Raw genomic sequence first — 20671 nt, 5'->3', positions numbered from 1 at the left:
CCTGTGGGCCGCGACGTTCGGCCGTAAGACCCTGCGCGTTGAGAACGCGCCCGACGGCTCGGGGCTGCGGGTCGTGGAGCGGTTCTCCGAGTTCCACAACCGGCGGGCCATGAAGACGATGTGGGGCCTGGCTGCCGACACGAAGCGCGCCGACGACGTGGGTATCCCCCGCCCGAAGATCGTGGGCGGGGGCCCCAACCTGGTCATGGTCGATCCGACCAAGGATCAGACGGCACGGCTGAAGAGGCTCGTCGCCCGTGGCCGTGCGATCCACAACGGCGACGTCGACCGCGCGCAGGACAACATGCTCGCGGTCTCCAACGAGGGCACGTCCGTCGCACTGGACCCGCGGCTCATCGACGGCAAGGCCCCGGCCGGAAGGAAACTCGCCGCGGTCGCCGCCAGGCATGTCGAGCGCTACAACCGCTTCAAGGACCGCGTCTACAAGACGTCCTACGGCAGCACCGAGGATCACCCCGTTCCCGGCGCCCTCCAGATGATCTTCCTGAACGAGGGCGTGCCGGGCGGCAACAACCGCGGCAAGTTCGACGCGTACGCCGAGCTCAAGCGCCTCATGGTCGAAGGCGGTATCCCCGCCGAGAAGATCGTGTTCGTCCAGGACCACAAGAAGACCGGGAAGCCCGAAGAACTCGCCGAGCTGTTCCGGCGGGCGCGCGACGGCGACATCTCCGTGCTCATCGGCTCCAGCAGCGTCGCCGGCACCGGCATGAACACGCAGAACCGCATGGTGTCGCTCACCCACGTCGACCTCGACTGGGGCGCCGCGCAGATGGAGCAGCGCAACGGGCGCGGCCTGCGCTACGGCAACCAGAACGCGGAGATCGAGATCGACATCTTCGCGACCAAGGGCAGCCTGGACGGCTGGAAGGCCGGTTTCGTCGCGGCGAAGGCGGAGGGCCTGGTCGACATCCAGCGCCCGGAGATGGCCGACAGCGACACCCGCGACACCGTCACCGAACTCGACGTCGACTACCCCGACTACGAGACGATGGAAGCCGAGATCGGCGGCAACCCCTACATGAGTCAGCTCATGAAGGCCCGCCGCACGCTGCGTGATCTGGAGATCGACCAGCACAACGAAGCCGCCGAGCGCGTCCGCCGCCAGGAAGCGCTGGCCGACCTTCAGCGTGAACTCGCACAGACCCGCGACGGCATCGCCCGCCGCGAGGATGCTCTTCCCCGCATCCGCGACGTCCGCGGCGCCTTCGCCATGAACCTCGGCGGCCTGGCGTACACCGAGCGCGCCGATGCTGCGGCCGCCTTGCACCGGCAAGTCACCACCCAGCTCCTCGAGCACGACCGCGACGGCATGGGCCCGTGGAAGATCCTCGGCCAGTTCGGAGGCCTTGACGTCGGGGTCCGTACCGAGCGCCGCGCGGACGGCAAGCTCGTCGCGCACGTCGGCTTCCCTGACCTCGCACGCTCAGATTTCGAGCGCGAGCCGAAGGACTTGAAGAAGAAGGGCGCCGGGTCGGGCATGCTCACCCGCCTCACAAACGCCCTGGAGAAGGCCACCGCGCTCCAGCAGGCGGACCAGGCGCGCATGCCCGAACTCGACGAGCAGATAGCGCTTTTGCAGTCGGCGCAGGCAGCCGCAGACCTCACCCCGCAGATCGAGCACGCGCGGGCCCGCACGAACCTGCTGGACGACATCGTTGGCCGGATCGCTGACCTCGACAAGCTGCCCGAGATCGACGAGAGCGACCTCGACAAGAAGCTGACCAAGGCGCAGCGCACGGAGATCGTCGAGGAGCGGCGGGAAGCGCGCATCCCTCTTCAGGGGGCCGTCGGCGCCGCGGTCCTCGCGCTCGAAGAGTTCGACCGCAAGTTCCCCGAGCCTGAACGGGCCGAGAAGCCGGACATACCGGAGGAGCATCGGGCGCCGGAGCAGGATCGCGTCCGGCTCGCCACCGAACCGGGTGCTGCCGCACCGGACGAGGAAGGGCACGACGCCCCCGAGGCAGGCGACGGCAGCGGCGCCGAATCGCCTGCCGATGCCCCTGCTCCCGTGAAGCCCAGCGACGAGGACGGCAACCAGGAAGACGACCCGGCAGACGCCAGTCAGGACTCCAGCGCCTTCCCTGACGAGTCGGAGCCGGATTCCGCCGGGTCGGACAGCTCTGTCCGCCTGGCTCCCGAGGACGTGGCTCAGCAGCTCGATGCCATCCGCCCCGAAGGCACCAAGGCGCCGTCGACCATGGCTGATCAGGAGATCGCCGACGAGATCGTGGCCCTGATGGAGCGGGAGATGGCCGACGGCGAGCTGACCGGCGCCGACCGCACCCGCATGGCTGTCCTGGAGTCGGAGAAGGACCGGCGCGCCGGACGCACCCCCAAGCCCGAGCCGAAGAAGCCCGAGCCTGCCCAGCCGGAGGGCGGTCTGTTCGACGTCGACGAACCGCAGGCACCGGCCCCTGCGGCTGCCGACCCGGACAACCCCCTCGATCGGCCGGATGATCTTTTCGGGACACCGGACATGTTCGCGGACCACGAGGGACGCGACACCAGCCGTCTTCGCCCCGTCCGAATGCGCGGCCCTGCCGACCTGAGCCAGGGCGACCGGTACACCGACGCCCATGGGCGCACGCACACGGTCGCCGAGCCGCCGCGGCTGACGAGCCGGGGCCGCGTACGGATCGTCACCGCCGACGGCGAGGAGCGGTTCTACGACCGTGATGCCGAACTGCGCCTGCGCTATCCGGCGGAGGAGATCACTGACGACCGCGACGCGCCGCAGCCCTCCGACTCCTCCGACTCCTCCAACTCCTCCGACTCCTCCGATAGTGACGGGAGCGACGCGGCCGACACGGTGCCGCAAGACCACGACGAGAGCCCGCAGGACGCTCAGCAGGACGACTCCGAGCAGCAAGAAGACCAGGACGACCGCGGCTCCGAGAGCCACCACCGCAACGGAGACGCCGACGCTGCTGCCCCGGACGATGCTCCGCAAGGCGCCGACGGCGGCCCGCAGCTCCCCATCTCCCCCGGTGTAGGCGGCGACGAGGAGCGTCCGTCCACGGATGGGCCTGGTGCCGACCCCGACCGGGAGCGCGATGACGACCGCGACCAGCACCGCCGTCGGCGCCGCGGTGGTCGGGGCTCCGGCGGGCAAGGCCCCGGCGCGGGCGGCTCCGGCCTGCCCCGCACCGGTCTGCCACACCTGCCCCACACCCCGGCCGGCACCGGCAGCGATGACGACTCGGGCCACGACGGCTCAGTACCCGACGGGGTGCCCGACCATCACGACCGTCCCCGCACCGTGGCCGACCTGCGCGACACCTGGCGTCGCGGCCATGGCCTGACCAGCGAGGAGAACAACCCCGAGCGGCGGGCGTTCCTCTCCCAGCTCGCCGACAACCCGACGCTCACCCTGTCCACGGGCGGCGGACTGGTCACCTGGACCGATGACCCCGACGACCATGACGGGGCGCGCACCTGGCAGTTCGCGCAGGCCCGCAACGGCGGCCGATTCGGCAAGATCACGCTCACCACGCGCAACGCCGCCGAAGCCCGTGACCTTGCCGATCTGTTCGAGATGGCTCCCGGCTCGGACGGGCAGCCCATCGACTGGCACCAGTCCCTCACCCCGGACGCCATTGCCCAGTGGCGTGACCGCGAGGGCCGCTCTCTGCCGAAGGCCCTGCGCGCACTGCGTGACCTGTTCCAGAACGCCGACGCCGACCAGGCGGCGCCGCACGTCACACTCCCCGAGGACCTGACCTCTCTGGACGACAACCGCCTCGCGGCCGTGTGGGCGCACCTGTCCGAGACCGACCAGATGCGCGTCGCCGCCGAGATGGACCGGCGTGACGCGGTCGACCAGCGGCTCCGCGATGCCATCCCGGCTGTCCCGGCAGCCGACGCCGAAGAGGTCCGGCGCCGGGGGGAGGCCATGGACGCAGCCCTCGGCTTCGGCACCACGGACATCACCCGCCGCCCGCAGAGCCGCGAGGAGCGCCTGCAGCGCGAATTCCAGGACATCGACGAGGCCCGCTACTCCGCCGCGATCGACGCCACCAACGGCTACTTCTTCAGCAAGAACAGCAGGCGTCTGCCACCCGTTGGCGAGCGCGACCTGTTCTCCGGCGGCAGCCTGTCCCGCTTCGGCCGGTGGCGGGACTACGCCAGCGAAGAACTCATCCAATGGTTCGACAACAACGGCGGCCGTCTGACGTACAACGCCTTCAAGCAGCAGCGCCGCGCCAACGAGAAAATCGAGCGGGAACAGCACGAGGAGCAGCAGCGCATCGCCGCAGGCGCAGCCGCCGACGCGACCGGAGACAGCGACACCCCCGCGCCCGATGCGGGCGGCACCCCTGGGCCCAGCGTCGACGGCATCGACCTGCCGTCGTTCACCCTGGCCCCGGAGAGCGCACAGGACGGTGCCCGCCGATTCGGCGGCGCCGACCAAGTACGCGCCTTCGCCGACCGCGCCGAACTCCACCCTGCCGCCGACAGCTCCACCATCGGCGTGTGGATGGACGGCCGCCGAATCGGCACCGTACGCAACGTCCACGGGCATTCAGCCGACCGTGAGCCGATGTGGGACGCAACCCCGCTACTCACCATCAGCAACGACCACAACAGCCGCTCCAGCAGCCAAGACTTGGCCGTCGCCAACCTGGTTGTCCGGGCCCTGCAGACCCCCGCCGACGCCACCCGTCCCAACCAGGACACGTGGGACGCAGTAAAGATCCATTTGGCAGGTCGGCACCCCGAGCTTCCCGAACTCCCCTCCAGCCTGAGCAAGGACACCGCAGTCAAGGAGCGCTACGACCGGCTCGTACAGCTCGTCGAGTCCTTCCGTACGCAGCAGACCACGAACGGGGACCTGGTCCAGGACTTGGAGCACGCCCGCGACGAGTTCGCCTGGCTGCGGGACACTCTCGCCGCTGCCCAGGGAAAGCGGCAGGACCGCCAGGACCGCGACATGCTCAAGGATCTGGAGAACCGGTCCTTCTGGGCGTCCAACCTGCGGGACGGCTTCGCCCCGGACAACGAGAACCGTACCGTCACGGACACGGGCACCGCCGAGCCGGACGGGACGCCCCCGGCCGCACCCGCCGCCGGCTCCAGCCCAGATGCGCCTGGCATCACCAACACGCCCAAGCTCTCTCGGAGCGACGCCGCACCCACCGCGTCGGATGCCGTGGACGAGCCGGGCGCAGCGGACACGGTGCCGCGCGGCGAGGGGGCGCTGCGTGACGACCATGCCCCGGAAGCCGCCCCTGGCCCCGTGGCGGCCCACGACGCCGAGACGACATCCGTGCGCACCCGCACCGACGACACCACCGCCCCGGACGCAGGCCCGGCCAGCAAGCCCGCCCCCGAGCCGGAGCCGGAGCAACGCCAAGAGGGCACCGACGAAGAGACGGCAGCCCCCGAGCCCCGGCCGGAGCCGGAGCCCATCGGCGGGCAGCCCGCACACTGGGCCAGCGTCGACCAGTTGCAGCCCGGCGACATGGCACGCATCGACGGCACCACTCACCGCGGCCGCGCCGTGACTCGCGCCGGATACGTCCTCGACGCCCCGGAGCGCGTCACCGTGACCCGCCGAGGCCGCACCGAGGACATGTGGCGCACGACGATCGGCGAGAGCCCCAACGGCCAGAGTGGCAACCGCGGCACCGTCTACACTCCGCTCACCGCCAGCGCCGCCCGCGCCGAAGCTCCTGACTCCGCAGCCCCAGGTGCCCCGGCGAGCGGCGCCCAGGGGGACGTCATCAGCGCCAACCTGCCGGACACCATCGCCACCGACACCAGCGGCCGCGGCCTCTTCCCGGGCAGCCGCGTCACCGGCAGCGGCGGCCGCGAAGGCACACTCGTCGGCGTTACCGACACCACCGCATCCGTGCGCTGGGCCGACGGCGACACCGACCACGGCGTCACGCCCACGTCCCTCACCGTGGACGATGCCGACGACCGTCGTCCGGCGGGCTGGACCGTCCATGGCCAGCGGGTCCGCCCCGGTCACGTGGTCGTGGAAATCACCGGGGACAGTGCGCTCCTTGGTCCGGTCGACCAGGTCAACGGCGACCGCATCACGGTCACCACCGCTGAAGGCGCCGTCATCCGGGACGCGGCGGACCTCCGTGTCGTCGGCGAAGTGCGCGACGACGGCCCGCAATCGGCGCCCGTCACCGGTATCTCCCAGCCGACTGCCGCTGAGATCGGCAAGGGCAATGTCCTGGTGCTCGACCTCGATGACGCCCCGACCACCGTGGAAGTCCTGGAAACCAGCCGCGAGGGCGACCGCGTCACCATCGACTACGTCGATACGACGACGGGCGAGCCGGGGACCATGGACATGGATGCCACGGCCGTCGTCCACCGGGCGGAAGGGCAGGGCGGCGCCGCCCCGGACCTCGGCTCAGACGATATGCCGGCCGACGACGGCGAGATGACCGTGCACGAGCCGCTGCCCGCTCTCGACCCCGTCACCGGCCCCACGGTCGACCCGGACCTCACACCGGCCGACCGTGATGCCATCGCCGACAACGGCACCAGCCCCGAGGACGACCCGGCCGCCCAGCAGGCCGCCGCCCGCCTCGGCGCCGACCTTCCCGTCACGCCGGAGCAGGCCACCGCCCTCGCAGCCCAGCTCCGGGCCACTGCACAACCGCTCACTAGCGAGGGCCGCGCCGCGCGGCGCGCTGCCGACCACCTCGATCACGCCGCTGGCCGCCGTGTCCCGGAAGGGCTCGACCGGCCGCGTCCCTCCAACGCAGCACAGATCACCGTCGGCGACGTCATCGCCATGCCCGACGAGCGCCGTGGCGACGAGGTCCACGTCTTCCGCGTCCTCGACGTGGAGGAAGGGCCCGGCGGCGTACGCAACCTGCTGCTGGAGGACGAGAACCGGCAGTGGAAGCGCCGGATCGTCCACGCCGCCATGCCCGTGTGGCAGCTCCCCGAACCGGGACCGGACACCGGCAACAGCGCTGAAGCCCCGAACCCTGCGCCCGCCCCCGCGCCACGTGACCCCAACCCGCCGCTCGCCGCGGTGCGGCGTCAGATCATCGCCGACCACCACCGCACCGTGGCCTTGCGCATCGTCGACGAGGCCGTGGCCGGGACCGAGCCGCCCGGAGACATCCACGCGCTGCGTGAGCAGATCGCGCAACGGCTGACCCCGGACGCTCTGCAGGCGGCCCGCGACGCTGCACGCCAGGACGCGAACGCGGCCCTGGACGCCGCGGGTATCACCGGCCGCGACCGTGCCGCTGTGCAGCAGGCCCTCCGTCGTGCCCGCGCAAGGGCGCACGAGCAGACCGTGCGGGCCGCGCTGCGCACCATCAACGACCTCGAACCTCTCCCCGGTGAGCCCAACGAGGACCTGGCCCAGCGCGCGGCCGGTCTCCTGCGGCTCATCCCCAACCAGGTCGATGCCCCCTCCCCTGCCCGGCGCCGCGACACCCCGTCCTCGCCGAGCGTCCGCCCCGTGCCGGACGGCGAGGCTTCAGCCGACGCCACCACGCACGTCGACAGCGCGGTGACCGCTGTGCTGCGGCAGCTCGAAGAGGCCGGGGCCGACCCGGCGGACGTCGACGCGCTCACCCGGCTCCTGACGGCACAGCTCGACGGAACCCGTCAGGCCACCGCCCAGCGCATCGTGCGCCGGACAGCCGGATCACCCCCGGCCGCCGGACGGCAGCCCGGTCTCCTTGCCCGAGTGATTGCTCTGCTGGCGCGCATGGGCCGCCGCCTCATCGAGCTGGTGAAGGCCGCCGCCCGGAAGATCGCCGAGCTGTGGCGCAGCAGCCGTGACCGGCTCTCCCGGCTCAGGACGTTCCTGCGCCGCCTGGTACGCCGGGTGCATGACTGGCCCGAGTCGCACCGCCTGGCACGCCTGCACGCCGCCCTCGCCCTCCCGGACGTCGACGGCGAATCGCTGGCGGCGCGAGTATCCCAGTGGGCGGGCCTCCTTCCCGAGCAGGGCCGCTTCGGGCAGGTATCCCGACGCGTCTCCTGGTGGCGGCCGACGACTTGGGCGCAGCTCGCCGCGGGCCGACTCCCCGGCCGATCCGGTGACACCCGATGGGTTCCGGACCGCGCCGCCGACGGCGGGCCGGGCCTCACCGCGCTGCGGCACCTGGCCGCCCTGCGGGCCGCTGGCGCTGACGTCGACCAGGACGTCACCCGCCGCCTGGCCGATGCACTCAGCGACGACTTCGGCGGCGACCCGCACGGCACCCTCCAGCACGCGGACAACTACGTAGCTGCCACTGAGCGGCGCCTGCTCAACCTCCAGGCCGCGCGCACCAGCAGCACCCTCCCGGACCCGTACGTCGACGTGGAGATCGCTGCCGCCCGCATGGAGGCCGCAACCGCCCGCCGCGAGTGGGAGGACCTGCGCCGCCAGTACGCCGCCGCGGTGCCCACCGCCGTCGCAGCAGCCCTGGCCGACGTCCGGCCCCTCGGCCCCCGGGGCAACGCCGGCATCGTGTTCGGCCCGGACAGCACTCCGGACGCCGAGCGTGCCGTACGCGACGTGCAGCGCCTCATCCCCAGGGACTGGCTCACTGCCCCGGACGGACGCCATTTCACCGCCGTCGACGGCGATGCCGGACGCTACGAGCCCGACGCACGGCGCGGCACCGTCGCTGACCTCGGCGACGCGGGAGTCGGCACGGCTGCTCACGTCCTGGCGCAGCATTTCGCCGGGCACCTGTCTGACCTGGACGCAGCCCAGCGCGTCTTCTGGTTCACGCGCACGCACACCGGCCGCCCCGGCGCCCGCACGCTCGACCACACCGCCCTGGGGCACCTCCTGGCGCAGCAGCGGACGCAGACCGACACGGGTGACAGCCTCGCCCGGTCCCTGCAGGCCATGTTCAGCGGCGACTGGTACGAGGACGACGACCTGAGGGCTTTCCTCCTCGGCCTGCTCGCCACCCGATGAAGGAGAAGACGATGCCGCACACCGTCACCGGCCGGTTCGACGACGGCTCCGCCTACCAGGTGCAGATCACCGGGGACGCGGACCGGCCGGTGATCGGCTCCGCCCGCGCTGCGGCGCTCGTCGAGCTGCACGCGGGCGAATCGGTCTTGCTGACGCCCACGGGTCCCCTGCGCACAGTGGCCGGGGACGACGAGAGTTCCGTTCTCGAAGTCCTCCGCCGGTACACGGACGTCCTTGAGAGCAGCCCGGCAGTACGCCGCCCTACCACAACCAGTCCCCGCTGACATCCTTCGGGACCTCAGGCAGCGGGGGAAGCCACGGGGCCCCGGCGGGGTTCAGGCCCGCGCCTTGGGTGGCTTCTCGGAGATGCTTCCAGAGGCGTTCGCGCGCCGCTTCAGCCCCAGCATCGTCGCTTGGGGACTGCGCCATCCATACGCCGTCGCGCACCACAACGATGCCGCCGGATGCGACCAACGCGGCCAAGGAGGACAGCACCATGTCCTCAGTGAGCTGAGTCTTGGCGGTGAGCCACCGGATGTTCGGGGCCCTCATCTGTCTTCCGGGGTCATCGACGTCTTCGTCGGCGAACGCCAGGGTGCTCCACAGGGCAAGTGAGTCGAGCACGCGCATCGTGTTGTTCACGGCGACGGTGAACCGCTGGAAGTGCTCCCGTTCGTCGGGCGGGACCAGCGTGTTCAAGAGCTCGAAGACATCGTCCGTCACTCGATCATGCTACGCAGGACGCAAGGTCCCGGGTCGGGCACTATCCGAGCCGTGATCAGATACGGATTCGCCATCAAGGCACTCCCCAAGGGCGGCAAGCCGTTCGGGGACGACGAGGACCAGGACGAAGACAAGGGCAAGGACACCCCGACCGCAGACGGCTCGGATACCGGCACCACGACGGACCTGTTCGCCCAGGACTCGGCTCCGGCAGGCGATCCTGCCGATGACGCCACGGATGTGGAGCCCGAGCCCGACAACGAGGGGGCCCCGGATTCCCCGGCAGAAGAACTCTCGTCCGGCGCCGGACAATCGGCCTCGGGCAGTCCTGCCGAAGCGCCAGCCCCGGAGGACGATGCTCGGCCGTGGTCCGGCGACATGTACGACGAGGGCGACGAGACGATCCCCTCCGCCGCATTCGCCGCCTACCAGGGCACCAACGGCGAAGAGGCGTGGCTCGATCAGGCTCCGGACGGCACACTGACCGGGTGGGTCCGTGATGCCACCGGCCAGGTCTGGCGCTACACAGACCCGGACGTGTGGGCTATCGACGTCGACGATGCCGGGATGACCCGGACCCACAGCCAGGCCAACGGCGAAAGCAGCGGGACCGAGACCACCAACCACGGTGGACAAGACCCTCTGTTCCCGCCGAAGAGTTAGGAGCCGTACTAGTGGAGCTGAACCGCCAGACGTATCTGGCGCTGCTCAAGGAGGGCGAGTCCGCCTTTGCGGCGGGTGATCCCTCCAACTCCTGCCCCTACGACGGGTACAGCGCCAGTCGAGAACAGCAGTTCGGCGCTCACTATTGGACTCAGGGGTGGCTCGCGGCGCGCACGGCCGCAGAGGCGAAGACTCCCGAGGCAGAGGCCAGCGCAGGACAGTAGACGGGCGGGCACGGCACGGTCCCGGCGGCCAACAGTCCACCGCCGGAGGTTCCTCGCCGTGCCGACCGCCCCCACGTCCCGTGCCCCTGCGCCTCGCAAGGGCATCTGCAGGGCGATCTTCGCCGTCACAGGCGTCGTTGATGAAGTCGCGGACCTCATCGTCCCCGGCGCGTTCGCCCACACTCTGGCCACCAGACCGGTCAAAACGGTCTGGCACCACGAGTGGAAGGAGCCCATCGGCGTCGTCCTGGAGATAGCCGAGTGGCAGCCCGGCGACCACCGGTTCGCCAGCATTCCGAACTGGCCTGCCGAGGCCGGGGCGCTGGTCGCGACGATCCAGTTCAATTTGCGCACGTCAAAGGGCCGCGACGTGTACGAACAGGTTCGGCAGTGGCACACCCACGGTGAAGCACAGTTCTCCATCGGCTACCGCGTCCCACCGAGCGGCGCGACGAAGCGCTCCGACGGCGTCCGGGTGATCCACCAGCTTGACCTGTACGAGGTCTCCCCGGTCCTACACGGCGCGCATCCCCTGACCCGCTCACTCGAGGTCAAGGCCGACCCCGGCTCCGTCGAGCTGGAACACAAAACCACCGCATCCAGTGGACACATCAACGTCAAGGCCGCCGAACAGCAGGTCGGCCGGGGCGTCATGGTCGCGCTCTACCTGCCCGCCGGCATCGCCGGGAAGATCGCACGCCCGGACGGTACGGCCCCGCGCGACCTGCACATCACCCTGGCCTACCTCGGAGACGCCGACCAACTCCCTGGCCACCCTGACGACCTCGCCAGAATCGTCGCCGCGGCCCTCGACGGCGCTGAGCCGATAGCGGGCCAGATCGGCGGCATCGGTCGCTTCCCCGACTCCGGGGACGGAGAACCGCTGTTCGTGCCGGTCGATGTACCCGGCCTGAGTGACCTTCGCGACCGGATTGTGCGAGCCCTCTCCCTGTCGCCCCTGTCCAGGGCGCTGCGCACCGACCACGGGTTCACCCCGCACGTCACCCTCGGCTACGGCCTACCTGTCGACATTCCGGCCGTGCCGCCCCTCCCGGTGTCCTTCGACACGGTGCACGTGGTGCGCGGCCCCGACTCCACCCCCATCCGCCTCTCCGGACCGCCTGCCGCGATCTCCGGCCCCGGCCAGACGGCCGGGCTTGCACAACGGGACAGCGGAGATCTTGGAATGCGGGCCAGCGTCGAAGCGAAGACCGCCCGCGCCGCGGTACTGGAGGCCAAGGCAGCGGGCGGCATAGACAAAGACCGCGGCGGCGCCGATGGGATTCGCCACTGGTACGTGCACGGCGAGGGCGCCGCCCAGATCGCCGGTCGCCACATGAGCCCCGGCAAGGCCAAGGGCTACTGCAACCTCCGGCATTGCGACGCCATCGGCATCCACCCCGCCACCCACGCCGCTGAGAGCAAGAGCGCCCGCGCCACCGTCCTCGAAGCCAAGTCCCGCATCACCTCTGGAGCCACCGTGTCGCCGATTCAGCCGCTTCCCGCGTCCTACGAGGAGATCCGAGACCGCGTCGGTACAGCCGTCCGCCGTCTCCTCGCAACTGAGGGAGGAACCTGGACGTGCATCGAGGCGACCTATCCCGACCGCGTCATCGTGTCCGTCCACCAGGAGGGCGCTGACCCGGCCACCTACGCCGTGCCGTACGACGGAACAGGACCCGAGGTATCCCTCGGTACTCCCCAGCCGGTCGAGCTGACCACCGTGGTCATCCCCGAACAGGGGCCAACGCGAGCGGCCGACAGCAGCGAGACCACCGACAGCCGTGTCGTCCAACCGACCATCCGGGCACTCACCGACGCCACCGCCCGTGTCCAGGCAGCCGACGACGCCGAACAACTCGAACCCGTCCGCACCACCGTCGGTGAACTCCTCACCGCCCTGTCAGCCAAGGGCCTCGAACTCGACGACACCGAGGAGTCCGCTCCGTCGCCGATGTCAGGCAGCGGCGCCATCGACCTGTGGGACGACGACCCGTACGACGAACCCCACAACAACACCCCCAACTTCCCCCAACCCCATGACTCCGATGAGGGCAGGGACGGCGCAGATGACGAGGACACCGTTCGTCTCGACCCCACCGAGGTGAAGGCCCAACTCGCCGCGATCCAGGGGTAGCAGCCGCGACTCAGCCCACCGCTGCGCCGCCAAGCAGGACCGCGCCCCCTCTGGCACCCTCCTCGTGCACCACAACAAAACAGCAGGTCAGGGCCTGTGCGCTGCCGTTCCCCGGGTCGTGGGGAGCGGCAGCGCGCGACGGTAACCACCGCCGCTCTCTCAAATGCCCCGCGTTGTCGGGTCGTCCCGGTGCTGGCCGGGCGAGCGACGCACGTCAACCGCACCCCAGCACATTGAGAGAGCGCAACGTGAGCACCGCCGTCATCTCGGAGAGCAAGACCTTCGTCAAGAGCCTCAAGACACAGCTCGCCGAGAAGTCCGCTGAAGCAGAGCGGATCAGTCAGACGTTCAAGGTGGAGGACAACGGCGGCTTCGTCGTCTCCACCGAACAGGCCAACGCCTTCAAGAAGGTGTCCGCCGAGGCGATGGAGCTCAAGCAGCTCATCGCCGACGCCGAGGGCATGAGCCAGGTCAAGCAGTACCTCGCCGAGCCCGACTCCATACCTGCCGCGGGCCAGCACTACGGACAGCAGCCGCAGGGCCCCATGGAGGGCAAGTCCCTCGGTGACCTGTTCGTCGAGAGCGAGGCATACCAGAACGCCGCCCAGGCCGGATTCCGCGACCGTCCCTACGTCCGCGCGGAGATGGAAGGGAAGAGCATCTTCAGCTTGTCCGCCGGCACCGTCACGCACCAGACCCTTGGCTCCGCGCAGAACCTCGGGATCGCCGAGCGCGAGTACAGGAAGTTCCACATCCGCGACCTGTTCCCCAAGAGCAGCACCAAGCAGGCCGTGCTCTACGGAGCGCGCGAAACCGGCTGGACCAACAACGCCGCCCAGGTGAAGGAACGTTACGGCGCCGACGGCAAATCCCCGGCAACCGGCGCGGACACCGACACCTGGGGCCGCGCGCCGCGCTCCAAGCTCTCCCTCGTCCCGGTGATGTACCCGGTCAGCGAAATCGCCCACCTGCTCGACGCACACAAGAACATCCTCAGCGACGAGCCCAGGCTGAAGACCTTCATCAACTCCCGGATGGTTGAGGGCGTCAAGTACCAGGAGGACTGGGACCTCCTGCACTCCGTCGGCGACGGCCAGTCACTGACCGGCATCTTCAACACCCCCGGCGTCCAGCAGTACACGGGCCTGAACAGCGACCAGTACAGCGTCCAGATCCGGCGCTCGATCACCAAGGCCCTGCTCGCCGAGTACGACCCGACCGGCATCGTGCTCAGCCCGACCATGTGGGAACACGTCGAGGTCGAGGAGGACAAGACCGGCGCCTTCCGCGTCGCCCTGCAGATCGCAGTCGGCGCGACCAAGCGCGTCTGGCGCCTGGACGTCGTCGAGACGACCGCGATGGCAGACAACAACTTCCTCGTCGGCGCCTTCGGACTAGGCGCCCAGCTCCACGACAGGGAGTCGGTCTCCGTGACCGTGTCCTCGGAGAACGCAGACAACTTCGAGCGAGGCCTGATCACTTTCCGGGCAGACGAGCGAGTCGCCCTCGAAGTCCCCCGTCCCGAGTCGTTCGTGATCGGCACCTGGACTCAGCCCACCGGCTGACCCCGCTCACGGGGAGGCACTGCCCACGGGCAGCGCCTCCCCTCCGCCATCTTCTACACGACCTGACACGAAGGAACCCTGGTGCCGGACAAGCAACTCGTGGAACTCGCAGCGGATTTGGACGCCCTAACCCAAGCACCAGCCGCACGCAAGGGCCCACCATGCAGCGTCGGCTCCGCCTTGGGGTCGGTCAACGAAGAGACCGCGGCGACACTGCACCGCATCCTCAACACGCCCTCGGTATCCTCCACCGCTATCGCAGACGTCCTCAACCAGCACGGCCACGCGGTCACTTCCTACACCATCGCCCGCCATCGCCGCCGCGGGGCCGCCAACGGATGCAGGTGCGAACGATGAGCCTGACGAACGACCTGAATGCCCTCCTCCAGCCCACGTCGGCCACACAGTCGCAGCCCAGCGAGATCCTGCGCGCACCCGCTCCGGCCCCCCGAGGCTGGGAGTCCGGCGTGCGCTACGAGCCAGGCGGCGCAATGGTCGTCACCACCCCGGCCACCGAGCAGCCGCCGAACAGCGAAGCCGACTGGCGATCCCGTGTCGAAGACCTGGGGCTCGCCGTCCCCGAGGGCTGGCGAGTGCGCCTCGTCGAAGCCCGCCACGACCCGGCTGCTTGGCACCGGGATGCCCAAGGCGACGACGCGGTCACCCGCCCGACCTGGCGCTGCAGATACGTGATCGAACCCGCCACCCCCGCATGGCTGTCGGCAGGCGATGTTGACGCCCTGGTGCGCGACGCGATGCGCCGCCGCCGTAAGCCCCGCACACCCGTCGGCACCGCGGAGCACGCGCTGGTTGTGGTGTACGCCGATGCGCAGGCCGGAAAGGTCGGAAGGGACGGGGGCACACCGGAATTGATCGGCCGTGTCGCAGACCGGTTTGACCGGCTCGATGACCACGTACGGGACCTGCAGGCCATCGGGCGGGGCCCCACGGCCGCGTACTGGCTGGACGCCGGGGACTGCATCGAGAACGATCAGAACACCGGGCAGCAGGCGTACACCAACGACTTGTCCATGACCGAGATGATCAGGGTGCATCGCAGGATCACCTTCGAGGGCCTGGATCGCCTCGCTGGGCGGTTCGACCGCGTCGTCGCAGCGACGTGCGGCTCCAACCATGGCCGCGTGCGCCGGGGCCGCGAAGCCGTCGGTCCACCCGCCGATGATTGGGGTCTTGAGGTGATGAGTCAGGTCGCCGACGCCTACGCCCGCAACACCGACTCCTACGGGCACGTCAGCTTCGTGCTGCCGGAGAAGTGGCGGGAGACTGTGAGCCTGGACATCGCCGGGACTACGGTGGGGCTCGCCCACGGCCATCAGTACACGCGCCCAGACAGGGCCGGGGACTGGTGGCGGGGCCAGTCCTTCGGCCGCCAGGCCATCGCCGACGCCGCGATCTTGGTCACGGGCCATTACCACCATTTCCGTGCCCAGCAGCTCGGGAACGGCAGGCTGCATATTCAGGCGCCCACGCTCGACAACGGGTCGGATTGGTACACGGCCCGCTCCGGCGAAGTCTCCTCCGCCGGGCTGCTCGTCTTCAGCATCGGCCCCAACGGCTGGGACCACCTCCGGCTGCTGTAGCCGTCCAAGATCGTTCCGTTTCCTATAGTGGCCCTGGCTCGGTCGGGCGGTGTGGCTTGGTGAGCAACAGAGGAGTGAAGTTGGCGTAGGCGTACATCGCTACGACCCAGGCTGTCCCCAACACCCGCATCAGGAGATTCCCCCGCTGGGGGTCGAAGTCCCACCAGATCCAAAGCAACGCTGCCAGAAAGCAAAGAGCCCACCAACACATCCAAGCCGCCCACACCGCCAAGTCCTTGCGGTACGCCCCTAGCTCTCGTTGGTGCCGATCCAGTGTGTTGACTCCTATCTCCTCGGGAGTGTTCAGCAGTCGCTCTCGCCACTCGCGGTATGCCGCAAGTTCGCTATGTGTCAGGTCGAGCCAGTCATCAGGTCGAAATGGCACCGGTATGCCTTGGCGTTCCAGATAGCGTCGTCGGCGTTCACCGCTCAACTGATCCCAACCAACGGGCGGCTGCCACGCCATGATCTCTTTCAGATCGGCCATGGCCAGAGAATATAGAAGGTCACGCTCCAGCCCCGTCGGACAAGGCATCTCTCAGCCCGCAGCACGTGACCCAAGCGCGGCGAACTGGGCACCCTTCCATCCTTCATTACAGGAAGGGATTCCCATGGGCCTCTACAAGGAAAACGGGCAGCGCATCACCAAGGCGGCGTTCCCCGCCGCTGCACTCGACGATCCGCCGATACGGGTCACCGAGGACGTCTACGTCTCCGAACCGTACGGACGAGGAGACGGACAGCCGGAGGGCTCCAAGCGCTTCCTCCTCTACCCGGCCGGGACGATCGTCCTTCGCTCCGCCGTCGACCGTCTGTTCACCATGGCGACCGTCACCCGCATCAGCCCCTCTAAGGGCCCGGGCGCAGGCGGCACCACCGTCGCGATCAAGGGCGCCAACCTCGACGGCATCTCCGCAGTCACCTTCGGCGGCACCGCTGGCTCCGAGCTGCATGTCCGCTCGGCCAGCGAACTCACCGTGAAGACGCCGCCCGGCAAAGGCTCTGTGACTGTCGAACTCACCGACGACACCGGCACCATGTCCACGACCAACGGCTTCACCTACGAGGCTTCCGCCGAAGGCTGACTGGCCGCACGGCGGGGCCCACGGAAACGGGCCCCGCCGTGCACCGCGACAGTCCGCGCGACACAAGCCAAGCCTGTCGTGCAGGGTGCGCTCGATCGGACCGACACCGCATGAGGAGCCTTCCCATGGCCACCCCCGCCCGCACCCGCAAAACCGCCGCCAAGACGGCAGCCCCGGACACCCCGGCCGAAGCGACCGCCACCGCGGCAGAGACCCAAGAGGCCGACGCGACCCCCGCCGCTCCCGACGCGGCTCCGCTGGAGCCGCCGCACGTAGACGAGGCCCCCGAGCCTCCGGCGCCGAGCTCGTACGTCACGCCGACCGAGGTCATCCCCGACGAGGAGAACCTGTCCGACGTCATCCTCGACGCCGCCACCGGCCAGCCACCCACGGACCTCGACGAGGTGTTCGTGCCGCTCACCCCGTTCGGGTCGAGTCTCCAGTGCACCGTCCGCCTGGTCGAGCAGACCTTCCTCGGGCCCCACCGCAACCCCGTCATCCGGCTCCTCCAGCCCAGGGGCGCGGTGGTCTCCGAGGGGATCGCCGCCCGCATCCGTGAACGCCTCGTCGCGCAGGCCGCGCACGCCAGCAGCAACCAGTAAGGGAGACGAGGGGTGTCGGTCTATGACCACAAGCCCATGTGGGCCGGGGCGCACTACGACCCGGCCCCGGCCGGCGGCGAGGTGACGCGCCTCGATCTGTATGCCACGCCTGAGCGGGACGGGCCGGTGGTCGCCTCGGCCGCTCCCGCCGTCCGCCTTCGCTCCGGGGTGTACCGCTTCGACGTACCCGCCGTCGCGCCGGGCCGCTACTGGGGGACAGTCACCTTCACCCCCAACTCGGGTGCGCAACCCGTCACGGACAGGTCCGTGCGCCTCGACCTTCCCACGGGCCAGGGCTTGGTCGGCTCGCCCGAAGCGGTCGCGGACGCCCTCAGCATCCCGCTTCCCCTCACCTCCACGCAGCGCAGCACCTACGAGGCAGAGATCCGTGGTGCGCAGGCCGACGTCGTCGCGTACCTCAACCGGCCTCTCGTCCCGACTGCGACCACGCTGCGCGGCATCACGCCCCACAGGACGGATGCGCTCGACGACATCGACGCCTGGCCCGTCGGCCTCGACGACTTCGCCGAAGTGATCACCTACCGGGCTAATTCGGATGGTACGTACGACGTGGACCTCCTCGTCGGCCTGAACGGTGCCCAGGAGGAGTCGGTGGTGCGCTACGTCGTCGCGCACGCCGCCGAGTCCGTCCGGCAGCGCTCCGGCGTGGGCTCGGGGACGGGCCGCCGGGTGTCCTCGGTGAGCGCCGAAGGGCAGTCCATCTCGTACGAATCCGCGCCCACCACAGGACAAGCAGGAGCCCTCCCGACGATCAACAGCCTCAACCGGCTGCGCCGACTCGTGTTCCAGCCGCTGTCGCGGCCGCCGCGCGCCCCGTGGCCCTACTCGTCCAGCCGCACCCGGCTCTGGCACTGACCGGAAGGAATAGCGGCACCATGGGCGATCGATACCAGTCGTACGCGGAGTTGGCGAGCGGCCAGATCGAAGGCATCCACTACCAGCGGACATGGCGCACGTCTGCGTTCTCCAGCCTGTGCCACCTCGCGATCCACGGAGGCGGAATCGAGCAAGGCACTACGGAGCTCGCTGACGCGGCCGCGGGCGATGTCCATGACTTCTACACCCTCGACGGGTTCAAGGACGCGGGCGCCAATGCAGATCTTCACCTCACGTCGACCCGCTTCGACGAGCCGCAGGGCCTGGCAATGGCGAAGGCAGCGAGCCATATCGTGTCCTGGCACGGCGCAGCTGGCAGCACGGCGACGACCTATCTCGGCGGGCTCGACTACAACCTGCGCGACCAGATCGGCGAAGCCCTTGCCGCCGCGGGCTTCACGGTCAGCGTGGCCGCCGAAGAACTCAACGGGAACGACCCCTCGAACATCGCGAACCGCGGCACCCGACGCATGGGGGTGCAGCTCGAACTCACCAACGCTCAGCGCGCCCAGTTCTTCAAGGGCGGCGACATGAGCCGCGCGAACCGAAAGAACACCACCGCCGCCTTCACGACGTACATCACCGCGGTGACCACCGGCATCCGCCAAGCCCTCGTCACCCCAGGGAAGGGCTGAACACCATGGCTGTCGTCCTTCCGAACCGGCACCTGACGCTGTACACCTTCGAGCACCCGTGGGCTCGTGACGCGAACGGCGTCCCCGTACCGCCGGACCCGAACCAGAAGCCCGCACCACGCGGCACGTGGCCCGGCTCCGCACTGGAGCAGCCTGACAACACCTGGTCCCTGCGCCTGGACCCGGCCGCCTGGCCCGTGGAACCCGGTGATGTTGTCGGGGACGAGACCGGCCTGACCTGGACCGTCACCACTGCCCGTCGCCACCAGGTGTCCGGTTGGCCTGACGTCGACTACGTCCAGGCCACCGCCACGCGAAATCCGCCGGAGGTGCCCTGAGTTGGCGAAGTTCACCCCGAACCCTGCCCTGGAGACGATGCTCGCCCGGATGATCGCTCCGCACGTCCAACGCATCGCCCACCAAGTCGAGGTCGAGGCGAGACGGCTCGCCCCGCCCACGAAACGGTGGGTGACCCGTGCCGACGACAAGGTCCGCCCCACTCATGCCGAGGCCGAGGGCCAGACGGTGCCGGACAACCTGCGGTTCACGATCAACTCGATGGCCTGGGACCGTGAGCACCGCGGCGTCGGCCCGAACACGTACATGCTCCGCCCCCTCGATGAGTCGTCTCGGGCCGTCGCGAACCTGAAGAACTGCCACTGCACCACTGCAACCGACCCAGGCGGCATCGCCCGGAACATCAGCACCGGCCAGCCGATCGTCACCGGCAAGAAGGTCACCGTGACCGTCACCGCGCGCGCCCCGTTGGTCGTCGAAGCCGAAGTGGGCACCGTCTACCCCGGTGGACTGGTCGCCGATGGCACCCACTTCATGGCCCGCGCCGCCGCCATGGTCGCCGCCCGCCGCTGAGCTGGCTGCCCTCCGATGGCGGGGAGACGGACCGCCTCTGCGAGTGAGCGCGAGACGCTAGCACCAGTCGCCTCCCACAGTGCGCGGCATGACTACCAAGAACCTCACCAAGACCGCCGTGCCGGAGGCCCCGGCCGACGGGGCAAAGAACACCCCCGCCGCCTCCACCGCTGCCCGGCCGCCGATGGAAACGGTCACGTTGTCCAACCACCTCCGTATCGAAGGTACGGACTACCTGCCGGGCGCCAAGGTCCGTGTCACTGCCGACTACGCCCGCCGCCTGCGTCGCCAGGGCTACGTCGCTCGCGCCTGATGACCGCGACGTTCGATCTCGCCGAGGCCGATCCGGTCTCGGCGGTCCTCGCGTGGCTCCAGAAGCACCCGCTCGTGGCCGCAGCCCTGGGTGGGCCCGGCCGCGTGTCCGGGATCTCCGAGGCTCCGTGGCCTCACCTTCGCGTCACGCACGGGCCCGGCGGGGACCTGCGCACCCTGACGTGGGCAATCGAGCCCGAGGTCTCCCTGGAGGTGTACGGCGACCCTGGCGGCTGGCCTGGACAGGCAGAGCTGCGCCGTATCATCCTCACCTGCGCTGCCGCTGCCTGCGAACTGCCCGACGCACCGCACACGCCTGGTCAGCCTGTCATCAGCGGCGTCCGTCCCTCCGGCACGCTCCTGTGGTCGCCGCTCGTCGACGGGCAGCCTCGTTGGCTCCTCGGCCTGCTGGTCACCCTGCACCCGTAGGCAAG

17 protein-coding genes are annotated in these 20671 nt (G+C 69.8%); 15 read left to right on the top strand and 2 right to left on the bottom strand.

Annotated elements, in window-relative coordinates:
* Positions 1-73: 73 nt before the first annotated feature.
* Positions 74-8923, top strand: a complete 8850-nt coding sequence (locus ACFWZ5_RS21540) for a hypothetical protein (protein ID WP_384891074.1) — start codon at positions 74-76, stop codon at positions 8921-8923.
* 11 nt (positions 8924-8934) lie between these two features.
* Positions 8935-9207 (top strand): hypothetical protein, encoded by a 273-nt coding sequence (locus ACFWZ5_RS21535; protein ID WP_384891071.1) that lies wholly within the window; start codon positions 8935-8937, stop codon positions 9205-9207.
* Here ACFWZ5_RS21535 and ACFWZ5_RS21530 read toward each other — a convergent pair.
* Complete coding sequence (locus ACFWZ5_RS21530; RefSeq protein WP_384891069.1) at positions 9185-9646, bottom strand: hypothetical protein; 462 nt, start codon at positions 9644-9646, stop codon at positions 9185-9187. The two genes, ACFWZ5_RS21535 and ACFWZ5_RS21530, sit on opposite strands and share 23 nt — an antisense overlap.
* Positions 9647-9697: 51 nt before the next feature.
* On the opposite strand from ACFWZ5_RS21530, the gene ACFWZ5_RS21525 reads away from it, so the two are divergent.
* From ACFWZ5_RS21525 to ACFWZ5_RS21505, 5 genes are all read left to right on the top strand, one after another.
* Positions 9698-10309 carry a hypothetical protein gene (locus tag ACFWZ5_RS21525; RefSeq protein WP_384891067.1) on the top strand — a complete coding sequence of 204 codons (612 nt, stop codon included), beginning with the start codon at positions 9698-9700 and terminating at the stop codon, positions 10307-10309.
* Between the two features lie 11 nt (positions 10310-10320).
* Positions 10321-10533, top strand: coding sequence for a hypothetical protein (locus ACFWZ5_RS21520; RefSeq protein ID WP_384891064.1), 213 nt, complete (start codon positions 10321-10323; stop codon positions 10531-10533).
* A gap of 58 nt (positions 10534-10591) precedes the next feature.
* The gene (locus tag ACFWZ5_RS21515; RefSeq protein ID WP_384891061.1) at positions 10592-12670 is read left to right on the top strand and encodes a 2'-5' RNA ligase family protein; all 2079 of its coding nucleotides are present in this window, start codon (positions 10592-10594) and stop codon (positions 12668-12670) included.
* 248 nt (positions 12671-12918) lie between these two features.
* A complete protein-coding gene (locus ACFWZ5_RS21510; RefSeq protein WP_384891058.1) occupies positions 12919-14235 on the top strand; it encodes a phage major capsid protein in 1317 nt (438 codons plus the stop codon).
* 353 nt (positions 14236-14588) lie between these two features.
* The gene (locus tag ACFWZ5_RS21505; RefSeq protein ID WP_384891056.1) at positions 14589-15836 is read left to right on the top strand and encodes a hypothetical protein; all 1248 of its coding nucleotides are present in this window, start codon (positions 14589-14591) and stop codon (positions 15834-15836) included.
* Positions 15837-15858: 22 nt separating this feature from the next.
* Here the strand turns inward: ACFWZ5_RS21505 and ACFWZ5_RS21500 are convergent, their stop codons facing one another.
* Complete coding sequence (locus ACFWZ5_RS21500; protein ID WP_384891052.1) at positions 15859-16323, bottom strand: hypothetical protein; 465 nt, start codon at positions 16321-16323, stop codon at positions 15859-15861.
* A 124-nt stretch (positions 16324-16447) separates the two neighbouring features.
* On the opposite strand from ACFWZ5_RS21500, the gene ACFWZ5_RS21495 reads away from it, so the two are divergent.
* The 8 genes from ACFWZ5_RS21495 to ACFWZ5_RS21460 all read left to right on the top strand — a co-directional run bounded on the left by ACFWZ5_RS21495 (position 16448) and on the right by ACFWZ5_RS21460 (position 20666).
* A complete protein-coding gene (locus ACFWZ5_RS21495; RefSeq protein WP_384891049.1) occupies positions 16448-16921 on the top strand; it encodes an IPT/TIG domain-containing protein in 474 nt (157 codons plus the stop codon).
* A 125-nt stretch (positions 16922-17046) separates the two neighbouring features.
* Complete coding sequence (locus ACFWZ5_RS21490; protein ID WP_384891047.1) at positions 17047-17523, top strand: hypothetical protein; 477 nt, start codon at positions 17047-17049, stop codon at positions 17521-17523.
* A gap of 12 nt (positions 17524-17535) precedes the next feature.
* Entirely contained in the window at positions 17536-18399 is an 864-nt protein-coding gene (locus ACFWZ5_RS21485) for a hypothetical protein (protein ID WP_384891044.1), read from the top strand.
* A 20-nt stretch (positions 18400-18419) separates the two neighbouring features.
* Positions 18420-19055 (top strand): poly-gamma-glutamate hydrolase family protein, encoded by a 636-nt coding sequence (locus tag ACFWZ5_RS21480; protein WP_384891041.1) that lies wholly within the window; start codon positions 18420-18422, stop codon positions 19053-19055.
* Between the two features lie 5 nt (positions 19056-19060).
* The gene (locus ACFWZ5_RS21475) at positions 19061-19393 is read left to right on the top strand and encodes a hypothetical protein (RefSeq protein WP_384891038.1); all 333 of its coding nucleotides are present in this window, start codon (positions 19061-19063) and stop codon (positions 19391-19393) included.
* 1 nt (position 19394) lies between these two features.
* On the top strand, positions 19395-19925 hold the full coding sequence (locus ACFWZ5_RS21470) for a hypothetical protein (protein WP_384891035.1): 531 nt from the start codon (positions 19395-19397) through the stop codon (positions 19923-19925).
* 88 nt (positions 19926-20013) lie between these two features.
* Positions 20014-20238: a hypothetical protein gene (locus tag ACFWZ5_RS21465; RefSeq protein WP_384891032.1), complete on the top strand. Its 225-nt coding sequence runs from the start codon at positions 20014-20016 to the stop codon at positions 20236-20238.
* Entirely contained in the window at positions 20238-20666 is a 429-nt protein-coding gene (locus ACFWZ5_RS21460; RefSeq protein ID WP_384891030.1) for a hypothetical protein, read from the top strand. The genes ACFWZ5_RS21465 and ACFWZ5_RS21460 overlap by 1 nt, the downstream gene beginning before the upstream one ends.
* The last annotated feature ends 5 nt before the right edge of the window (positions 20667-20671 follow it).

Source organism: Streptomyces sp. NPDC059003, from assembly GCF_042740445.1.
GTDB lineage: Bacteria > Actinomycetota > Actinomycetes > Streptomycetales > Streptomycetaceae > Streptomyces.
Note: the sequence above shows the minus strand (reverse complement) of the source record. Positions and strands in the feature narration are given on the sequence as shown.

What these genes read in the sequence shown, in the direction of transcription:
- ACFWZ5_RS21535 (WP_384891071.1), top strand. Translation starts at nt 8,935, where the DNA reads ATGCCGCACACCGTCACCGGCCGGTTCGACGACGGCTCCGCCTACCAG.
- ACFWZ5_RS21505 (WP_384891056.1), top strand. Translation starts at nt 14,589, where the DNA reads ATGAGCCTGACGAACGACCTGAATGCCCTCCTCCAGCCCACGTCGGCC.
- ACFWZ5_RS21500 (WP_384891052.1), bottom strand. Translation starts at nt 16,323, where the DNA reads ATGGCCGATCTGAAAGAGATCATGGCGTGGCAGCCGCCCGTTGGTTGG.
- ACFWZ5_RS21495 (WP_384891049.1), top strand. Translation starts at nt 16,448, where the DNA reads ATGGGCCTCTACAAGGAAAACGGGCAGCGCATCACCAAGGCGGCGTTC.
- ACFWZ5_RS21490 (WP_384891047.1), top strand. Translation starts at nt 17,047, where the DNA reads ATGGCCACCCCCGCCCGCACCCGCAAAACCGCCGCCAAGACGGCAGCC.
- ACFWZ5_RS21480 (WP_384891041.1), top strand. Translation starts at nt 18,420, where the DNA reads ATGGGCGATCGATACCAGTCGTACGCGGAGTTGGCGAGCGGCCAGATC.
- ACFWZ5_RS21475 (WP_384891038.1), top strand. Translation starts at nt 19,061, where the DNA reads ATGGCTGTCGTCCTTCCGAACCGGCACCTGACGCTGTACACCTTCGAG.
- ACFWZ5_RS21465 (WP_384891032.1), top strand. Translation starts at nt 20,014, where the DNA reads ATGACTACCAAGAACCTCACCAAGACCGCCGTGCCGGAGGCCCCGGCC.
- ACFWZ5_RS21460 (WP_384891030.1), top strand. Translation starts at nt 20,238, where the DNA reads ATGACCGCGACGTTCGATCTCGCCGAGGCCGATCCGGTCTCGGCGGTC.